Source organism: Pseudogulbenkiania sp. NH8B, assembly GCF_000283535.1.
GTDB classification, from domain to species: domain Bacteria; phylum Pseudomonadota; class Gammaproteobacteria; order Burkholderiales; family Chromobacteriaceae; genus Pseudogulbenkiania; species Pseudogulbenkiania ferrooxidans.
Genome location: NC_016002.1, coordinates 2,760,895 through 2,778,924, shown reverse-complemented (window position 1 = coordinate 2,778,924; position 18,030 = coordinate 2,760,895). Strand labels below are relative to the sequence as shown.

The 18,030-nt window shown below is 64.0% G+C and carries 17 protein-coding genes; 12 read left to right on the top strand and 5 right to left on the bottom strand.

The genetic code is table 11. The features are described from left to right. Positions 1-32: 32 nt before the first annotated feature. Positions 33-875, top strand: a complete 843-nt coding sequence (locus tag NH8B_RS12815; protein ID WP_014087676.1) for a hypothetical protein — start codon at positions 33-35, stop codon at positions 873-875. A gap of 18 nt (positions 876-893) precedes the next feature. Here NH8B_RS12815 and NH8B_RS12810 read toward each other — a convergent pair whose 3' ends face one another. The 5 genes from NH8B_RS12810 to abc-f form a co-directional block, all read right to left on the bottom strand. Further along, a complete protein-coding gene (locus NH8B_RS12810) occupies positions 894-1,694 on the bottom strand; it encodes a response regulator (RefSeq protein ID WP_014087675.1) in 801 nt (266 codons plus the stop codon). Positions 1,695-1,792: 98 nt separating this feature from the next. Then, complete coding sequence (locus tag NH8B_RS12805; RefSeq protein WP_014087674.1) at positions 1,793-2,794, bottom strand: class 1 fructose-bisphosphatase; 1,002 nt, start codon at positions 2,792-2,794, stop codon at positions 1,793-1,795. A gap of 112 nt (positions 2,795-2,906) precedes the next feature. Then, complete coding sequence (locus NH8B_RS12800; RefSeq protein ID WP_041702970.1) at positions 2,907-3,485, bottom strand: hypothetical protein; 579 nt, start codon at positions 3,483-3,485, stop codon at positions 2,907-2,909. Then, on the bottom strand, positions 3,485-4,006 hold the full coding sequence (locus tag NH8B_RS12795; protein ID WP_014087672.1) for a C40 family peptidase: 522 nt from the start codon (positions 4,004-4,006) through the stop codon (positions 3,485-3,487). Before NH8B_RS12795 ends, NH8B_RS12800 begins: the two co-directional genes overlap by 1 nt. Next, complete coding sequence (gene abc-f, locus NH8B_RS12790) at positions 4,003-5,916, bottom strand: ribosomal protection-like ABC-F family protein (protein ID WP_014087671.1); 1,914 nt, start codon at positions 5,914-5,916, stop codon at positions 4,003-4,005. The genes NH8B_RS12795 and abc-f overlap by 4 nt, the downstream gene beginning before the upstream one ends. A gap of 144 nt (positions 5,917-6,060) precedes the next feature. Here abc-f and NH8B_RS12785 point away from each other — a divergent pair, with 144 nt between their 5' ends. The 11 genes from NH8B_RS12785 to NH8B_RS12735 all read left to right on the top strand — a co-directional run bounded on the left by NH8B_RS12785 (position 6,061) and on the right by NH8B_RS12735 (position 17,969). Beyond that, positions 6,061-6,414, top strand: coding sequence for a hypothetical protein (locus NH8B_RS12785; protein WP_008953583.1), 354 nt, complete (start codon positions 6,061-6,063; stop codon positions 6,412-6,414). Positions 6,415-6,421: 7 nt separating this feature from the next. After that, positions 6,422-6,889, top strand: coding sequence for a protein YgfX (locus NH8B_RS12780; protein ID WP_014087670.1), 468 nt, complete (start codon positions 6,422-6,424; stop codon positions 6,887-6,889). Between the two features lie 2 nt (positions 6,890-6,891). After that, on the top strand, positions 6,892-8,166 hold the full coding sequence (gene folC / locus NH8B_RS12775) for a bifunctional tetrahydrofolate synthase/dihydrofolate synthase (protein WP_041702968.1): 1,275 nt from the start codon (positions 6,892-6,894) through the stop codon (positions 8,164-8,166). Positions 8,167-8,173: 7 nt separating this feature from the next. Beyond that, positions 8,174-8,986, top strand: coding sequence for an SPOR domain-containing protein (locus NH8B_RS12770; RefSeq protein WP_014087668.1), 813 nt, complete (start codon positions 8,174-8,176; stop codon positions 8,984-8,986). 6 nt (positions 8,987-8,992) lie between these two features. After that, positions 8,993-9,550 (top strand): CvpA family protein, encoded by a 558-nt coding sequence (locus NH8B_RS12765; RefSeq protein WP_008953587.1) that lies wholly within the window; start codon positions 8,993-8,995, stop codon positions 9,548-9,550. Between the two features lie 28 nt (positions 9,551-9,578). After that, positions 9,579-11,114, top strand: coding sequence for an amidophosphoribosyltransferase (gene purF / locus NH8B_RS12760; protein ID WP_014087667.1), 1,536 nt, complete (start codon positions 9,579-9,581; stop codon positions 11,112-11,114). 127 nt (positions 11,115-11,241) lie between these two features. Further along, a complete protein-coding gene (locus tag NH8B_RS12755; RefSeq protein ID WP_014087666.1) occupies positions 11,242-12,426 on the top strand; it encodes an O-succinylhomoserine sulfhydrylase in 1,185 nt (394 codons plus the stop codon). A gap of 198 nt (positions 12,427-12,624) precedes the next feature. After that, positions 12,625-13,260: a TetR/AcrR family transcriptional regulator gene (locus NH8B_RS12750; RefSeq protein WP_014087665.1), complete on the top strand. Its 636-nt coding sequence runs from the start codon at positions 12,625-12,627 to the stop codon at positions 13,258-13,260. Positions 13,261-13,377: 117 nt separating this feature from the next. Continuing rightward, complete coding sequence (locus tag NH8B_RS12745) at positions 13,378-15,831, top strand: acyl-CoA dehydrogenase (RefSeq protein ID WP_014087664.1); 2,454 nt, start codon at positions 13,378-13,380, stop codon at positions 15,829-15,831. A gap of 101 nt (positions 15,832-15,932) precedes the next feature. Then, positions 15,933-16,313 carry an acyl-CoA thioesterase gene (locus NH8B_RS12740; RefSeq protein ID WP_008953592.1) on the top strand — a complete coding sequence of 127 codons (381 nt, stop codon included), beginning with the start codon at positions 15,933-15,935 and terminating at the stop codon, positions 16,311-16,313. Between the two features lie 195 nt (positions 16,314-16,508). Next, positions 16,509-17,969, top strand: coding sequence for an OmpP1/FadL family transporter (locus NH8B_RS12735; protein WP_014087663.1), 1,461 nt, complete (start codon positions 16,509-16,511; stop codon positions 17,967-17,969). The last annotated feature ends 61 nt before the right edge of the window (positions 17,970-18,030 follow it).

Here is an 18,030-nt window from a genome sequence, read left to right as displayed (position 1 = left end):
CAATCCGGCCTTTTTTCTTGGCGGACATCCCGATGAGTATGCAATACGGTGTGCAGCGTTACGCCCTGACCCGGCCTTGGGCCAAGCGCGTCGGGCAGCTCTTTTCCCAGCCCGGCAGCGCCGCGTTGGCCGAAGACGCTGTCGGGGAACTGGTCGGGCGTGAGCTGGCGCGGGTTGCCCAGGTGTACGGCGAGGCGGACGGCGTGCCCGAGGCCGAGCGGGTGCTGGCCTTGGCGTACGGCAGCCACGTCCGGCACGGCCGCCTGATCGCCGAGTTCGACGCCGGACTGGCGCGGGCGTTGGCGCACACGCGACTGCCGTCCCATCTGCCGGATACGCTGATCCTGCCGGCGGAGGCCTTCTTTCTACAGGTGAGCGGCGAGGCCAGCGGCGGGGCCTTCATCCGCCATCGGCCCGCTGACCGGCAGCTCGATCTGGTGCTGGTAGAGGCGGCGTTCTCCGGACAGGGGACGAACTGGTGGCAGATTCCCGAGCCGCTGTGGGCCCTGACGGTCAGCTACCCCGGCGAGCTGGCGCCGCAACTCGACGGCGTGCCGGCACCGTGGCGTCCGCTGCTGGAATCGGTGTTGAACGGTTTTGCCATGATGACGCAGCCGAAGGTGACGCTGGAAGCAGTGTGGGAAGCGGGCTCCACGGCGGAATGGGTGGCGGCGGCCACGCACCCGACCTGTCCCAAGACGCGCCAGAAAGGGCGTGGCGTGCTGCTCAAGGCGGGGTTCATCGAGGTGACGCGCTGCCAGGTGCCGGAGCTGCCGAGGCTGGACGGCGTGGTGAACAGCGCCGGCTACTGGCGCCGTCAGGCACTGGGTGACGACAAGAGCCGCAGCCGGCTGGTCTGGGTGGCGCCGCGCTGACCGCGCCACGTCCTCGGGTCAGGTGCGTTCGGCGACGAACTGCCTGACTAACTGGCGGATCACCGCGGTGTCGAACGGCTTGTCGCACACTGCCGACACCCCGGCGTCCTGCACCGCCGCCAGCCGGCGCTGGTCGGTTTCGCTCGAGACCATCAGGATCGGCACGGTGAACTGCATGCTCTGGGTGCGGATGTACTCCACCAGTTGCTTGCCGTCCATGTGCGGCATGTTGTAGTCGGTCACCACCAGGTCGAAGTGGGTGGCGTTGATCAGCGGCACCGCCTCGCTGCCGTCCTCGGCTTCGGCGATCTGCTCGAAGCCGATTTTTTCCAGCACGGTGCGGATCAGGCGGCGCGAAGTGGCGCTGTCGTCGACGATCAGCACCTTCAGCATGCTGAAATCCTCGTCGCACTCGTTCAGCATCGGATCGCTGTTGAGGTACTCCAGCACGTTGCCGAGCGCCTTGTCGAGCTGGGCGGTGGTGAACGGCTTGGGCAGGATCGCCAGCGCGCCGGCCTGGCGTACCGGGTTGAGGTAGTGCGGCTTGGTCTCGCTGGAGATCAGGATGAACGGGCGGTCCAGGTGGGCGGGCTGTGCCCGCAGCGCATAGACCAGTTCGGTGCCGGTCATGTCGGGCAGGTAGAGCGCGCTGATCACCACGTCCGGGGTGTGCTGCTGCAGGTGCTGCAGCAAGGCTTGCCCGCTGTGGAACACGTCCACATTGCGGATGCCCAGTTCGTTCAGGGCATGACGGATGATCTGGGCCTGCAGCGGCGAGGGCTCGGCCAGGGCGATGGTCAGGAGCTGGGGAAGCGGCACGTCGGCGTCCTCGTTGGCTTGGCGGGATGGGGTGTTACCGTTCGGTCGGACGGTTGGCCGAAAAAAAGCCCGTGCGGGGCACGGGCTGATTGTGGGGCTTACTCCGCGTGGTAGCGGGTGACGAGTTCCACTTCTTCCTTGGAACCCAGAAACACCGCCACGCGCTCGTGCAGCTTGGCGGGCTGGATGTCGAGGATGCGCTGATGGCCGTTGGTGGCGACGCCGCCGGCCTGCTCGATGATGAAGGCCATCGGGTTGCCTTCGTACATCAGGCGCAGCTTGCCCGCCTTGGACGGGTCGCGCGCGTCTTTCGGGTACATGAAGATACCGCCGCGGATGATGATGCGGTGCACTTCCGCCACCATCGATGCCACCCAGCGCATGTTGTAGTCCTTGCCGCGCGGCCCGGTGGTGCCGGCCAGCAGCTCGTCCACGTAGCGTTTCACCGGGGCCTCCCAGTGGCGCATGTTGGACATGTTGATGGCGAATTCCTTGGTGGCTTCCGGTACGCGCATGTCCGGGTGGGTCAGCACGAAGCTGCCGTTCTCGCGGTCCAGCGTGAAGCCGTGCACACCGTTGCCGAAGGTCAGCACCAGCATGGTCTGCGGGCCGTACACGGTGTAGCCGGCGGCGACCTGGCTCGTGCCCGGCTGCAGGAAATCGGCCTCGGTCGGCTGCGTTACGCCCTCGGGGCAGCGCAGCACCGAGAAGATGGTGCCGACCGAGATGTTGACGTCGATGTTGGACGAGCCGTCGAGCGGATCGAACAGCAACAGGTACTCGCCCTTCGGGTATTCGCCCGGGATGGCGTGCGGGAGTTCCATTTCTTCCGACGCCATCGCCGCCAGGCTGCCGCCCCATTCGTTGGCTTCCAGCAGCACGTCGTTGGCGATCACGTCCAGCTTCTTCTGCGCCTCGCCCTGTACGTTACCGGTGCCGGCCTCGCCCAGCACGCCCGACAGCGCGCCCTTGTGCACGGAGTGGCTGATGGCCTTGCAGGTGCGGGCGATGGTTTCGATCAGGAAACGCAGTTCCGGCGGAATGCTGCCTTGCTTGCGCTGCTGCTCGATCAGGAAGCGGCTGAGGGTGGTGTGACTCATGGATATCCTCTGTATCGGGGTGGGCTGCCGCCGGGGCGTATCGGCCGGCGGAAAGAACAGGCGGCATTATAACGCTTCGACAGGGCTTGCTGTTAGCGCGTCAGGGCCGGCGTCAGTCTGGCTTGTTGCGGCTCAGGGTGACGCGCAGCGCGTCGGGGACGGTGCGGATGTCGGTAATGGCAATGCGCTCGGCCAGGGGTTGGCCGAACACCGGCCGCTCCAGCCAGCCCGCCACGCGCGGCAGGCGGTCGAGGTGCAGCGTGAGCCGCTGCGACCCGCTCGACAGCCACGCCAGCGGCTCCGTCAGCTTGCGGATGAGTCGTTCCCCCCAGCCCGCTTCCAGCGTGGCCAGCACCAGCCCGGTCAGGGCGCGCCGCGCCAGCGAGGACGAGCGTGCCTCGCCTTTCAGGGTGTAGGCCAGCACCAGCTCGCGCCGCGACCAGTCCACCGGCAGAAAGTGGAAGCGGATGGCGAGCCGCGCCGGTGTCGGGCGCAACACCTCGAGCGTCAGGAGGCCGGCGTCGTCGGCGAGTTCGAGGTCGAGCACGGTGAAGTCGTCGCCGTCCAGGTGCTTGCGCAACTGCGCCAGCAGCAGCTCGCGCGGCAGCGAGAAGCCGTCGCGATGCAGGCGCGGCAGCCGGGCCGAGGTTTTCTGCCAGGCTTCGGCCAACCTTGAGCTCCAGTGGCGCATCAGTCGAACAGCGTGCGCGCGCCTTCGAAGCGCGCGGCGAAATAGCGGTTGTCGAGGCGCTCGACGCGGATGGTGCTGTTGCTGCGCGGCGCGTGCACGAACTTGCCGTCGCCGATGTAGATGCCCATGTGCGAGAACGGCCGATTCATGGTGTTGAAGAACACCAGGTCGCCCACTTGCATCCGGCCGGCCTCGATCGGCCGCGCCACGCTGGCGATCTGCGCCGCGTTGTGCGGCAGCTTCACGCCGACGGCGTTCTGATAGATGTAGCTGACCAATCCGCTGCAATCGAGCCCGGCCTCGGGATTGCTGCCGCCGAAGCGGTAGTCGAGATCCAGCAGGCCCAGGGTGTACATCAGGATCTCGCGCCCGGCGCCATCCGCCGTGAGTCCCGACAGGGTCGGGCTGGCCGGTGGACGCGGCCGGCTGCCGGCCGTCTTGCGCGGCGGGGCGCTGCTGCAGGCCGCCAGAGCGGCGGCCACGACGGCAATGATGAGGGCGGAGATCCGGCGAGAGGTCATCCCTGTTTGCTTTCCAGTTCTTCCCAGCGCGCCAGCTTTTCCAGCAGCAGCTCGTCAATCGCTTCGATGCGTTGCTGCCAGGCGATGGCCTCGCGTGGGGTGTCGCGGTAACAGTTCGGGTCGAGCAGTTTCTGATTCAGCCCGGCCTGCTCGGCTTCCAGTGCGGCGATCAGCTCGGGCAGGCCGGCCAGTTCGCGCGTTTCATTGTAGGACAGCTTGGTGCGCCCGCTTTTCGGCTTGTCCTGGGGCTTGTCCTGGCGCGCCATCGGGGCCTTGACGGCCGCTTCGGCCGGTTTCAGCGCCGCCATGCGCGCCTTGGTGTCGATCCAGTCCTGATAGCCGCCTGGGTATTCCTCCAGCTTGCCGTCGCCCTCGAAGGCGATTACCTGCGTCACCACGTTGTCGAGGAAGGCGCGGTCGTGGCTCACCAGAAACACCGTGCCGCTGTACTTGTCGATGACGTCTTCCAGCAATTCCAGGGTGTCGATGTCAAGGTCGTTGGTCGGCTCGTCCAGTACCAGCACGTTGGCCGGGCGGGTGAACAGGCGTGCCAGCAACAGGCGGTTACGCTCGCCGCCCGAGAGCGAACGCACCGGGCTGCGGGCGCGCTGCGGCGAGAACAGGAAGTCCTCCAGGTAGCTCATCACGTGCTTCTTCTGCCCGGCGATCTCGACGAAATCGTTGCCCTGGCTGATCACGTCGGCCACGCTCATGTTCTCGTCCAGCTGCTCGCGGAACTGGTCGAAGTAGGCGATCTCGAGCTTGCTGCCCTGCTTGACGGTGCCGCTGTCCGGTGCCAGCTCGCCCAGGATCATCTTCAGCAGCGTGGTCTTGCCGACCCCGTTGGGGCCGATCAGGCCGATCTTGTCGCCACGCAGGATGCGCGTGGTGAAGTCGCGCACGATGACCTTGTCGCCGAAACGCTTGCTGACGTGTTCCAGTTCCGCCACCAGCTTGCCCGAGCGTTCGCCGGCGTCGAGCTGGAAGTTGACCTGGCCCACGCGTTCGCGCCGTGCCGCGCGCTCGCGGCGGATCTGCTCCAGCCGGCGCACGCGGCCCTCGTTGCGGGTACGGCGCGCCTCGATGCCCTTGCGGATCCACACTTCTTCCTGGGCGTGGTACTTGTCGAACAGGCGGTTCTGTTCTTCCTCCACCGCCATCTCCTCGGTCTTCTTCGTCTGGTAGGCGGAAAAGCTGCCGGGGTAGCTGCGCAGGATGCCGCGGTCGAGCTCGACGATGCGCGTGGCGACGTTGTCGAGGAAGCGGCGGTCGTGGGTGATCAACAGCACGCTGCCAGCGAAATTCTTGATCAGCCCCTCCAGCCATTCGATGGCGGAAACGTCGAGATGGTTGGTCGGTTCGTCCAGCAGCAGCACGTCCGGCTTGGCGGCCAGCGCCCGCGCCAGCGCCACGCGTTTTTTCCAGCCGCCCGACAGTTCGCTGATGCGGGTGTCGGCGTTGAGGTCGAGGTAGGAGAGGGTGGTGGCGATCAGGGCGTCGAACTGCCAGCCGTTGCGCGCCTCCAGCTCATGCTGGATGTGCTCCATGTCGGCCAGCAGGGCTTCATGATCGGCCGCCGGGTCGGTCAGCGCCTGGGTCGCCTTGTGATAGTCGGTGAGCAACGCCTTGAGGTCGCCCAGTCCTTCGGCCACGGCTTCGAACACCGTGTGCCCGGGATTGAATTCCGGCTCCTGCGGTACGTAGGCCACGCGCACGTCGCCCTTGATGTTGATGCGGCCGTCGTCCAGCGCCACGGTGCCGGCGATGCCCTTGAGCAGGGACGACTTGCCGGCGCCGTTGCGGCCGATCAGTCCGACCACTTCGCCGGGTTCCAGCACGAAATCCACCTTGTCCAGCAGCGCATTGTGCCCGAAAGCCAGGCAGGCCTTGTCGACCGTGATGAGAGCCATGAGTCTGCAATGATCCAGAGATACCGTAATGCGCCGAATTGTAGCACGGGCGCGAAGTCCGCTTCGCGCCCGGCCGGCCGGGCTGTTACAATGCGCGCCATTACCGCCGGCCCCACCCGCGGCCGCTTTAGCGAAAGGAATTTCATGTACTTCGTCGATCGATCCGTCGCCGTCATCAAGCCGAAAGAGCCGTTCCTGAACTGGCTGAACAACGTGCCGGGCAACGACACCGATCTCACCCTCGACAGCCTGCGCGCCGACTGCACGGTGATCCTGCTGCCCGAATTCACCGACCCGGAAGAAGGCGTGTCGCGCATCGACGACATGGCCGACCAGCTGTTCAAGATCGAACTGGCTTCCTGGTACGAAGACGAAGCGTTGTGGCCAACCGATCGTTCGCTGAAAGCCTTCTGGGAGTGGTTCGACGTCGAAATCCACTCCACCGTGCTCGACAGCGTCGACGAAGACATCCACAACTACCCGGCAGCCGAGCTCTGAGCCAGCCATGACCGCGCGCCAGCGTGCCGTGCCGCCGTTTGCCGTCGAGCTCAGCCCCTCGCGGATTTGGCTCGCGCTGCTGATCGGCAGTGCGCTGGCATGGGTGGCGGCCAGCCTGTACTACCTGCCGCTGGCCATGGCGGCCTGGCTGCTGCTGCCCCTGCCCGCCGTGTTGTGGCACGGGCTGCGCCATGACGGCTGGTGGCCGTCGCGGCAATGCATCGGCCGCCTCGAGGTCTCGCCCCAGGGGCAACTGGTGGCCTGGTTCGGCCCCTTCGCCGTGCCGGCCGATATCGAGCGCGACACGGTGATCACCCCTTGGCTGGTGGTCGTGAATCTGAAGCTGGAAGGGCGTCGCCGCTCGCTGGTGTTGTGGCCGGATTCCGCCGCTCGGGAATCCTTGCGCGCCTTGCGGGTCTATCTGCGCTGGTTCCACGCACCGGAGCCCGCCTCCGCACCGAATCTGAATACATAACCATGACAAACACGACACCGACTACGTTGCCAGAGTGGCTGTCACACCTGGAAAGCCTGCACCCCGTCACCATCGAGATGGGGCTTGAGCGCGTCCGCCGCGTGCGCGACGCCATGGGGCTGGCCCCCCGTTGCCCGATCGTGCTGGTGGCCGGGACCAACGGCAAGGGCTCGGTCTGCGCCATGCTGTCCACCATGCTCAACCGGGCCGGTTTCAAGGTCGGCACCTATACCTCGCCGCACTTGCTGCGCTACAACGAGCGTGTCGCCATCGACATGCAGCCGGTCAGCGACGACCTGATCGTGCAGGGCTTCGCCGCCGTCGAGGCCGCGCGTGGCGAGACCTCGCTGACCTATTTCGAATTCGGCACCCTGGGCGCCGTCAAGACCTTCGTCGATCAAGACGTCGACGTGATGGTGCTGGAAGTGGGCCTGGGCGGCCGCCTGGATGCGGTCAACGTGTTCGAGCCGGACGTCTCGGTGGTGGTCAGCGTCGATCTCGACCATCAGGCCATCCTCGGTGACAACCGCGAAGACATCGGCTTCGAGAAAGCCGGCGTGTTCCGCGCCGGCAAACCAGCGATCTGCGCCGATGCCAACCCGCCGCAGCGCCTGCTCGACCACGCCGCCGAAATCGGCGCCGACCTCAAGTTGTACGGCCGCGACTTCGGCTTCAACAAGCTGGAAAACCAGTGGTCGTTCCGCATGGGCGAGGTGTTTCGCCATGCCTTGCCGTTCCCGGCGCTGCGCGGCAGCTACCAGCTGGTCAACGCCTCCACCGCGCTGGCGGTGCTCGACTGCCTGAAGGAAAAACTGCCGGTGAGTATCGGCGCGGTCAAGCGCGGCCTGCTCGAAGTCGACTGGCCGGGGCGCTTCCAGGTCCTGCCGGGTCGCCCGCTGGTGATCCTGGATGTCGGTCACAACCCGCACGCCGTCAAGGCCATGGTGGCCAACCTGAAGAAGCTGGCCTTCGCCGAAAACCGCTACGCCGTGTTCTCGATGCTGGCCGACAAGGACCTCGACGCCGTCGTCGAGCTGGCGCGCGGCGAGTTCGATGGTTGGTTCGTCGGCGGCCTCGACATGCCGCGCGGGCAGAGCGGGGCGCAACTGGCGGAGCGCCTGGCGGGTCTTGGCGTGCGTAACGTGAATGTGTACGACACCGTCGCCGAGGCGTGGGCGGCTGCCTTATCGGCAGCCGGGGAAAATGATAGAATTGTCGCATTCGGCTCGTTCCACACCGTTGCCGCGGTGCTCGAGGCGCGACATCACACATCCTGAGGAAGGCATGCCCGGACTGTCCACCCATGAGGAACTGATTCTGCTGCGCAAGCGCGCGCGCCGCCGCCTGGTCGGCGCCATCGTGCTGGTGCTGGTGTCGACCGTCGTCTTGTGGAAGGTGGTTGGCAGCGTGCCGGAGCAGCAGATGAAGCCGGAGTCGGTCGAGATCGTCGGCCAGAAAGCGTCCGAGGCGCCGTCGACCGCCGCCTCGCCGAATCCCGAAGCAGCGGTTGCTGCCGGTGCAGATGGCGCCCCACCGGAGGAAGCCGCCGATTCGGCCGCGGCGGCGACGCAGTTGCCAGCCAAGCTCGATGACGCTGCACCGGCACCGGTTGCCCCATCCGCGCCGCGACCGCCTGCCGTCGTGCCCGAGACCAAGTCCGAGGCCAAAACATCCGTCAAGGAAGAGCCCAAGCCGCATCCCAAGGCCGAAGTCAGGCTCGAGCCCAAGCCGGAACCCCGGCAGGAGCCCAAGAAAACCGAAGCGCCGGCACCGAAGAAATCCGACCCTGCGGCCATTCTGGAAGGGCGCGCCGAGGCCGAGCCGGCCAAGGCTGCTCCCAAGGAGCAGAGCCAGCCGGCGGCGGGCAACGGCAATGTGGTGATCCAGTTGGCGGCGCTGTCCGACCCGGCCAAGGCCGAAGCCTTGAAGTCGCGGTTGTCGGCGCTGGGTGTGACGGCGCATTTCAGCAAGGTGGAAACCAGCAAGGGCAATGTTACCCGCGTCAGGGTTGGCCCCTTCGGTTCCCGTGCCGAGGCCGAAAGTGTCCTGAAAAAACTGTCTAGTGCCGGTGTGACGGGCATTATCGTTAGCCGATAAGACGCAATGACCGTTTTCGACTATATCGTCATTGCTATCCTGGCGGGTTCGGTCATCATCGCGCTGATGCGGGGTCTGGTGGCCGAGGTGCTGTCGTTGGGGTCGTGGATCGCGGCGCTGTGGTGCGCCAAGGAGTTCGCCCCGACGCTGGCCGGTTTCCTGCCGGCGGAACTGCCGAGCGAAGGATTGCGTCTGGCCGCCTCCTTCATCGCCCTGTTTTTCCTGGTCTGGCTGGCCACGGCGCTGCTCCGCGTGGTGCTGACCGGCCTGATCGATTCGATCGGCTTGGGTGCCGTCAATCGCGTGCTGGGTGCCGTGTTCGGGCTCGCGCGCGGCGGCGTTCTGGTGACGGTCATGGTTTTGCTGGGCGGTCTGACCGATATGCCCAAGCAGCCGATGTGGCGCAACGCCCTGTTCGCCGCGCCATTCGAGGCCGCCGCGTTGTCCTTGCGGCCTTGGCTTCCGCCCAAGATGTCGGAGCATCTGAACTTCTCGGGGCGGCGAAGCGAAACGTTGCGGCATGGCCCGGCGCAGGAGTCGCCGGATCGTGCTTTATATTCTTAAGTTCTGTTGGTAGTTGGGAAAACTTGAAATGTGTGGAATTCTAGGCGTGGTCGGGCAGACTCCCGTCAATCAGCTGTTGTACGACGGCCTGCAACTGCTGCAACACCGGGGTCAGGATGCTGCCGGCATCGTGACGGCCAACGGGAAGTCTTTTCACATGCACAAAGGCAGTGGCATGGTGAGAGACGTGTTCCGTACCCGCAACATGCGCTCGCTGCTGGGTAACGCCGGTATCGGCCACGTACGCTACCCGACTGCCGGTTCGGCGTCGAACCTGGCCGAAGCGCAGCCTTTCTACGTCAATTCGCCGTTCGGCGTGGTGCTCGCGCACAACGGCAACCTGACCAATACCGACGAGCTCAAGGCGGACATGTACCGCTATGACTTGCGTCATATCAACACCAACTCCGATTCCGAAGTGCTGCTCAACGTGTTCGCCCACGAACTGGCGCAGCGCGTCGAGGGCTACGAGCTGTCGGTCGACGCGGTGTTCGAGGCGGTCGAGGCGGTGCACCGCCGCGTGCGCGGCGCCTATGCCGTGGTCGCGATGATCGCCGGGTACGGCTTGGTTGCGTTCCGTGACCCCAACGGCATCCGTCCGCTGGTGATCGGCAGCAACGACAGCAACGGCAAGACCGAGTACATGTTCGCTTCGGAGTCGGTGGCACTGGATTGCTCCGGCTTCAAGGTGCTGCGTGACGTCGAGCCGGGCGAGTGCGTGTTCGTCAGTTTCGATGGCGACTTCCACGCCCAGCCGAGCAAGGGTCCGACCCGCCATGCGCCATGTCTGTTCGAATTTGTCTACTTTGCCCGCCCCGACTCGGTGATCGATGGCGCCTCGGTGTACCAGGCGCGTACCGTGATGGGGGAAACGTTGGCCGAAAAGATTCGCCGCGTGCTGCCGCAGCTGGATATCGACGTGGTGATGCCGATTCCCGATACCAGCCGCCCCAGCGCCCTGCAGCTGGCCAACCACCTGGGCCTGCCGTACCGCGAGGGCTTCATCAAGAACCGCTACATCGGCCGTACCTTCATCATGCCGGGCCAGGCGGTGCGTAAGAAGTCGGTGCGCCAGAAGCTCAACCCCGTGGCGTGCGAGTTCAAGGACCGTAACGTGCTGTTGGTCGATGACTCGATCGTGCGCGGCACCACCTCCAAGGAAATCGTGCAGATGGCACGCGACGCCGGCGCCAAGAAGGTCTATTTCGCCTCGGCGGCTCCGGCGGTGCGCTTCCCCAACGTCTACGGCATCGACATGCCGACCCGTGCCGAGCTGTTGGCCACCGGGCGCACCGAGGAAGAGATCGCCGCCGAGATCGGTGCCGATGCAGTGATCTATCAGGATTTGGATGCCCTGAAGGAAGCCGTGCACAGTGTCAACCGCGAACTGCGCGACTTCGAGACCTCATGCTTCAACGGTGAGTACATCACCGGGGACATCACCGAGGCCTATCTCGACGCCATCGAGAGCGCGCGGGGTGACGGCAAGGGGCAGAAGGAAGAGGTCGAAGGCGCGCAGCCGGTCGATCTCAACCTGAACGTCGCCGAGCAGAACTTGATTTGACCATGCGCCCCGTGGGGGCGCATTTTTCTTCCCGCATCCGGAGCCTGCCGCGCCTCTCCCGGGTCGCTGCCGCGGCCTCGTCAGGGGCGTGCCGGGCTCCGGGTGCATTAACCGGCGGTGGAATGTTATGACTGAAAAGAACAACCTCCTTTCTCTGCATCCGGAGACCCTGGCCATCCGGGCCGGACTGGAAGCCAGCCAATTCCATGAGCACAGTCAGGGGCTTTACCTGACCTCCAGCTTTACCTTCGACACTGCCGAGGAAGGCGCGGCGATGTTCATCGGGCAAAAGCCCGGCTACACCTATTCCCGCTTCACCAACCCGACGGTAAATGCATTCCAGGAGCGCCTGGCGGCACTGGAAGGCGCCGAGCGGGCCATTGCCACCGCGAGCGGTATGGCCGCGATCCAGGCATGCATGATGTCCCTGTTGAAGGCGGGCGACCACATCGTCGCCTCGCAGAGCCTGTTCGGCTCCACCATCAACCTGTTCTCCGGCACCCTGTCCAAGTTCGGTATCGAAACCACCTTTGTCGATGCTGGCGATCTGCAGGCCTGGCGTGCCGCGGTCAAACCGACTACCCGGCTATTTTTCCTGGAAACGCCGTCCAACCCGCTCACCGATGTGGCCGACATTGTCGCCATCGCCGACATTGCCCATGAAGCCGATGCTCTGCTGGTGGTCGATAACTGCTTCTGTTCGCCCGCCCTGCAGCAGCCGCTGAAGCTGGGGGCCGACCTGGTGGTGCATTCGGCCACCAAGTACCTCGACGGCCACGGCCGGGTGCTGGGCGGGGCCGTGGTGGGGTCGAGCGCCCTGATCGAGCCGATCTACCTGCACGTGCGCACCGCCGGGCCTTCGCTGGCCCCATTCAATGCCTGGGTGCTGTTGTCCGGCATGGAGACACTGTTCATCCGTATGGAAAAGCAATGTGCCTCCGCGCTTGAACTGGCACGCTGGCTGGAGGCGCATCCGGCCATCGAGCGGGTATTCTACCCGGGGCTCGCCAGCCATCCCCAGCACGCGCTGGCGATGCGTCAGCAAAAACTGGGGGGTGCGGTCGTCTCCTTCGTGGTGAAGGGCGGGCGCGAGGCGGCGTGGAAGCTGGTGGACGGGGTCGAGGTCATTTCCCGCACCGCCAACCTGGGCGACGTGAAGAGCACCATCACCCATCCAGCCTCGACGACGCATGCCCGCATCACCCAGGAGGCGCGGGAAAAAGCCGGCATCGTCGAAGGTCTGCTGCGTGTGGCCGTGGGCCTCGAGCATGTCGACGATCTGAAAAACGACATCGCACGCGGTCTCTGTTAGTATTTATATGTTTGTTTGAAACGGCAGGCTACTATCAAGGTAGCCTGCCATTTTTTTGTGCGGGAGGTGGCAGGAATCTGATCGGGCGATGATTTTCTTGACACTAATCGATTTGAAACTTAAGTTTGAAACGCTTGTTCGAGAGCTATTATGGGCAATGCAAGTCAATCCGTAAAAACAAAGAAAGCACCAGAGATCATGGAAGCGAGCAAACCCGATACCGCAACGCGCATTCAGGATGTCGCCGAGCGCCTGTTCGTCGAGCACGGTTTCGAGGCCACCTCGCTTCGCATGATCACGCAGCAGGCCGAAGTCAATCTGGCCGCGGTGAACTACCATTTCGGTTCCAAGGATGCTCTGTTCGAGTCCGTGTTCATGCGCCGGCTTGCCCCGCTGATTTCGGGTTGCCTGGCTGAACTGGACGAGCTGGAGCAGCAGGGCGGGAAGCTGGAAGTCGAAGACCTGGTCAAGACATTCATTCGACCCTGTCTTGCCTTGTCCAAGGACCCGTCCCGCGGCGGGGCGCTGTTTGTCCGCCTGCTATCGCGTACCCTGGTGGAAAACCACCGTCAGCTGCGTGAAGTCATCTCCCAGCAATACAGTGTGTTTGTCCAGCGTTACTCGGTGGCTTTCCAGAAGGCGCTGCCGGAACTGGGGACGGAGGAACTGGCCTGGAGGATGCACTTTGCCTTCAGCGTCATGTTCAATGCCTTTGCCGGTAACGATGTACTGAAGATTTTCGTGCGCAGCCAGGTGGTTTCTGCCCGGGACCCGGACATGATCGTCAAGCATCTGGTGCCGTTTGTCGTTGCCGGGTTGACTTCGCCTGCCTGAGGGGCGATCCAGTTCCGTTTTTAGCCGCCGGGGTGACGGTAAGCCGCACCAAGGCTGGCCGTGAGGGGCTTGGGCGCGGGGCTGGGTCGGGAAGGGTCAACACGAGGTAACACCATAATGATATCTGCCGTCCTTGTTGTCGCGCTGGTCGGGGGGCTGGCGTATTTTCGCGCTCCGGTTCTGGCCTGGACCATCGGCCTGGCCGGCTGGCTGCTGGTCTCCCAGTTCGCCCTCAACGTCCCGGTTCCCGCCGCGCTCTGGATCGTGTTTACCATCCTGGCGCTGGTGCTGAATGTCACGCCATTGCGGCGGGCCTTGCTCACCGGGCCGCTATTTCGGCTTTTCAAGAAGATTACCCCGGCAATGTCGCAGACCGAGCAGGAAGCGATCAATGCCGGCACGGTGTGGTGGGATCGCGACCTGTTCTCCGGCAAGCCGAACTGGCAACGGCTGTTGTCTTATCCGGAGCCCCGGCTGACGCCCGAGGAGCAGGCATTTCTCGATGGCCCGACCGAGGCGCTGTGCCGCATGGTCGACGACTGGCAGGTCACCCACGAGCTCAAGGATCTGCCCCCGGCGGTGTGGCAGTTCATCAAGGACAACGGCTTCCTGGGCATGATCATCAAGAAGCAGTACGGCGGGCTTGAATTCTCCAATTACGCCCACGCCAAGGTGGTGACCAAGATCGCCACACGCGGCGGTACGGCGGCAGTCACGGTGATGGTGCCCAACTCGCTGGGGCCAGGGGAGTTGCTGCAGCATTACGGCACCGCAGAGCAAAAAGACTACTACCTGCCGCGTCTGGCCCAGGGGCTAGAGATTCCGTGCTTTGCCCTGACCAGCCCGCATGCCGGCTCCGACGCCGGCAGTATCCCGGACTACGGCGTGGTGTGCCGAGGTTCTTATACCGACCCGCGTAGCGGCGAGCTTCATGGCAACGTGCTGGGCATCCGTGTGAGCTGGGAGAAGCGTTGGATCACGCTGGCACCGGTGGCGACCATCCTCGGCCTGGCCTTCAAGCTGTACGATACGGACCGGCTGTTGGGCGACAAGGTTGAGATCGGCATCACCTGTGCCCTGGTGCCGACGACGCACCAAGGGGTGATGATCGGACGCCGCCATTGGCCGGGCGGCACCGCCTTCATGAACGGGCCGACCTGGGGCAAGGACGTGTTCATTCCGCTGGAGTGGGTCATTGGTGGCCGAGACTACGCGGGCCAAGGCTGGCGCATGCTGGTGGAGTGCCTGTCGGTGGGGCGGTGCATCTCCCTGCCGGCCATGTCGGTCGCCTCGGGCAAGTTCGCCACCTACGTCACCGGTGCCTACGCCCGTATTCGGGATCAGTTTGGCCTGCCGATCGGCAAGTTCGAAGGGGTGGACGAGGCGATGGCACGCATCGCCGGCTACACCTACCAGATGGAAGCGTCGCAGGACCTGGCGCTGACCGGCCTCGATATGGGCGAGAAGCCCTCGGTGCTGTCGGCGGTGCTGAAGTACCACAACACCGAGCGCATGCGCAAAACCCTGAACGACGCGATGGACGTGCATGGCGGCAAGGCCGTGGTGCTGGGGCCGCGCAATTATCTGGCGCAAGTCTATCAGTCGATCCCGATCGCCATCACGGTGGAAGGGGCCAATATACTGACCCGCTCGATGATCATCTATGGCCAGGGCGCCATCCGCTGCCATCCGTTCGTCTTGCGCGAGATGCGCGCGGCCATGGAAGGGGATGGCCGGGAGTTCGATCTGGCCATCACCGGGCATGTCAATTTCGTCATCAGCAACGTGGTGCGTTCCTTCTGGCTGGGCTTGACCGGCAGCCGCCTGGCGATGTCGCCCAAAGCGGGTGCGACGGCACGCTATTATCGGCAGCTGACCCGTTTCTCCACGGCCTTCGCCCTGCTGTCGGACATGGCCATGTTCAGTCTTGGCGGCACGCTCAAATTCCGTGAGAAACTGTCGGCTCGACTCGGCGACATGTTGTCTAACCTGTATATCGCCTCGGCCTGTCTGAAGCGCTTCGAGCGTGACGGGGCGCCGCAGGAGGACTTGCCGGTGCTGCAATGGGCGGTGGAAAACGCGATCTACGAGTTGCAGCAGGCGATGGACGGTTTCCTGGCCAACCTGCCGAATCGGGCGTTGTCGTTCGTGTTGCGCCGGGTGATCTTCCCGTGGGGGCTGACGCTCAAGCCGGCTGGCGACAAGATCGGCACCCGGGTGGCGCGTGCCATGATGGAGGAGGGCGGAACCCGCGCCCGGCTGACGCATGGCATGTACGTACCGCAGGACGAGCGCGATGCGGTCGGGGTGCTCGCCCCGGCGTTACAAGCAATCGTCGAGACCGAGCCTATCGAGCAACGGCTGCGGAAGTGGGCCCGCGAGGGCCGGTTTGCCACGATTACGGCACGCGAGAGGTTGGCCGAAGCGCGGCATGCCGGCTTGCTCACCCAGGCCGAGTTCGATGCGGTCACGCGCGCGCGCAAGCTCAAGCGGGACGTCATCATGGTCGACGACTTCGACAGTTCGCTGACCCAGCATGACGAGGCCTTGCTCGAGCGCCTGATTTTCTGATCATCCAGGACCGGTTCCGCTTGTGGGGCCGGTTCGTCCGGGAACGAGCTTTCTTCCGAAGCGACATTTCCCGGAGCGACCCTGTGTTGGAGTACAACCCTATGAATACATCGCAAGCCCGCATCCCGACCCTGCGCGTCAGGGCCCTGCCATCCAGTACCAATGCCTACGGGCAGGTTCAGGCCGGGTGGTTGATGGGGCAGATCGACATGGCGGGCAGCATGGTCGCCGAACGCTTGTCGAAAGGGCCGGTGACCACGGTTGCGGTCAATGCCTTCCAGTTTGCCGCCCCGATTCAGGTCGGGGATACCGTCAGCCTGTACGTGGACACCTTGCGTGTCGGACAGAAATCGCTGACGTTCAAGATTTGCGTGCTGGCCGAGCGCTTGCAGGGTGAAGAGGTGCTGGTGACGGAAGTGATCGTCACGTTTGTTGCCATCGATAGCAACGGCAAGTCGCGCCTGCTGTCCAAAGCCGACTGACTTTTTAGCGTATCCATTAACGGAGAGGCCTACTGTTGCCATTATGTTGAATCAAACGTTCGTTTCGAACAAACGATCGTAAATTTCTGGACAAGCCAAGGGGCCCTCAATAGTATCGACGAGGCGTAGGCACCACATGAGTGCATCTCGCCACGAGGCGTCTAGCCAAATAAAAGATACAAGGAGAGGGATAACATGAAACTCAAGAGTCTCAGCTTGTCCGTGATGGTGGGACTGGCGTTCGGCCTGCCGGTTCCTGCTGCCATGGCTTCGGGCTATCACTTTGGCTCGCAAAGCGTTTCGGCGCAGGGGACATCTCACGCCAACAGCGCCGAAGCCGCGGATGCCTCGGTATTGTTCTACAACCCGGCGGGCATGTCCTTGCTCGACGGGACCCAGTTTGCCGGCGGTCTGACCTTCGTCATTCCGGACTCGTCCTATACCGATCACGGTTCCACCAACTACCTTGGCCAATCGACCGGTAGCGGCAATGGCGGCACCTACGCGCCGGATTTGGTGGTGGCGCCATCGTTTTATCTGACCCACCAGCTCAACGACCGGGTGCACATCGGTCTGGGGATATTCGTGCCGTATGGCGCCAAGCTGGATTACGGCAGCAATTGGGCCGGGCGCTACAGCCTGGAAAAGATTGATATGAAAACGATCAATATCAATCCGTCCATTTCCTTCAAGCTGGACGATCGCCAATCCCTCGGCTTCGGCGTGTCGGCGCAGTACATGGATGCCGAACTGGTGCAGGGGGCGGACGCCAAGACGGGGGTCGCCTTGTTGGCAGCCAAGCGTCTGGGCCTGTCGCCGACGAGTCCGCTTGTTCAGGGGGCCTTGGCGAGCTATGGCATCAGTGGCGACGGCACCGGCACGGTCAACGGGGACGATTGGGGCTTCGGTTGGAACGTCGGTTATATGTTCAAGCTGGATGACCGTACCCGCTTCGGTTTGGCCTACCGTTCCAAGGTGAACCACACCCTCAAGGGAACATGGGACTGGGACTTCTCCAATGTAACGGGCGCGGTTCCCAATGCCATCCTCACCGGTTTGCCCGTCCCGGGCTCCACGTCTGTTGCAACGTTGGCCGGCATGGAACACCCCGACTCCAACGCCACCGTCAAAGTGGTGACTCCCGAGTCTGCTTCGGCCAACTTCTTTCACGAGCTGAACGACAAGATCGACGTGATGGGCGATCTCACCTGGACTCGCCACTCGCGCCTGAACGAGATCCGAATCCAGCAGAGCACCGTCAACGGCGTGTCGCAGGGTGACCTGGTGATCAACCAGCAATGGAAGAACACCTACAAGCTGTCGCTGGGGATGAACTATCACTACAGTGACAACTTGCTGCTGCGCACCGGCGTCGCCTACGACCAGTCCCCGGTGAAGAACGACAACCTGCGTCACCCGGCGTTGCCGGACAGCGACCGCTACTGGTTCTCGGTGGGCGCCAACTACAAACTCAACAAGCAGTCCTCGGTGGACCTGGCGTACAGCTACGTCTACTTCAAGGATGGCAACATGAACTATACCGACAGCTGCAATCCGGCTGGCGGTGCGTCCTGCACCGGCAACGGCGAAACCACCAAGGGCGAATACAAGACCAACCTGCAGATCGTCGGCGTGCAGTACAACTACCACTTCTAAACGCCTCACGCGTTAGAAGGGTGAAAGCAAGAGCCGGGCCTTGCCCCGGCTGCATCAAGGC

What these genes read in the sequence shown, in the direction of transcription:
- NH8B_RS12815 (WP_014087676.1), top strand. Translation starts at nt 33, where the DNA reads ATGAGTATGCAATACGGTGTGCAGCGTTACGCCCTGACCCGGCCTTGG.
- NH8B_RS12805 (WP_014087674.1), bottom strand. Translation starts at nt 2,794, where the DNA reads ATGAGTCACACCACCCTCAGCCGCTTCCTGATCGAGCAGCAGCGCAAG.
- NH8B_RS12800 (WP_041702970.1), bottom strand. Translation starts at nt 3,485, where the DNA reads ATGCGCCACTGGAGCTCAAGGTTGGCCGAAGCCTGGCAGAAAACCTCG.
- NH8B_RS12795 (WP_014087672.1), bottom strand. Translation starts at nt 4,006, where the DNA reads ATGACCTCTCGCCGGATCTCCGCCCTCATCATTGCCGTCGTGGCCGCC.
- abc-f (WP_014087671.1), bottom strand. Translation starts at nt 5,916, where the DNA reads ATGGCTCTCATCACGGTCGACAAGGCCTGCCTGGCTTTCGGGCACAAT.
- NH8B_RS12785 (WP_008953583.1), top strand. Translation starts at nt 6,061, where the DNA reads ATGTACTTCGTCGATCGATCCGTCGCCGTCATCAAGCCGAAAGAGCCG.
- NH8B_RS12780 (WP_014087670.1), top strand. Translation starts at nt 6,422, where the DNA reads ATGACCGCGCGCCAGCGTGCCGTGCCGCCGTTTGCCGTCGAGCTCAGC.
- folC (WP_041702968.1), top strand. Translation starts at nt 6,892, where the DNA reads ATGACAAACACGACACCGACTACGTTGCCAGAGTGGCTGTCACACCTG.
- NH8B_RS12770 (WP_014087668.1), top strand. Translation starts at nt 8,174, where the DNA reads ATGCCCGGACTGTCCACCCATGAGGAACTGATTCTGCTGCGCAAGCGC.
- NH8B_RS12765 (WP_008953587.1), top strand. Translation starts at nt 8,993, where the DNA reads ATGACCGTTTTCGACTATATCGTCATTGCTATCCTGGCGGGTTCGGTC.
- purF (WP_014087667.1), top strand. Translation starts at nt 9,579, where the DNA reads ATGTGTGGAATTCTAGGCGTGGTCGGGCAGACTCCCGTCAATCAGCTG.
- NH8B_RS12755 (WP_014087666.1), top strand. Translation starts at nt 11,242, where the DNA reads ATGACTGAAAAGAACAACCTCCTTTCTCTGCATCCGGAGACCCTGGCC.
- NH8B_RS12750 (WP_014087665.1), top strand. Translation starts at nt 12,625, where the DNA reads ATGGAAGCGAGCAAACCCGATACCGCAACGCGCATTCAGGATGTCGCC.
- NH8B_RS12745 (WP_014087664.1), top strand. Translation starts at nt 13,378, where the DNA reads ATGATATCTGCCGTCCTTGTTGTCGCGCTGGTCGGGGGGCTGGCGTAT.
- NH8B_RS12740 (WP_008953592.1), top strand. Translation starts at nt 15,933, where the DNA reads ATGAATACATCGCAAGCCCGCATCCCGACCCTGCGCGTCAGGGCCCTG.
- NH8B_RS12735 (WP_014087663.1), top strand. Translation starts at nt 16,509, where the DNA reads ATGAAACTCAAGAGTCTCAGCTTGTCCGTGATGGTGGGACTGGCGTTC.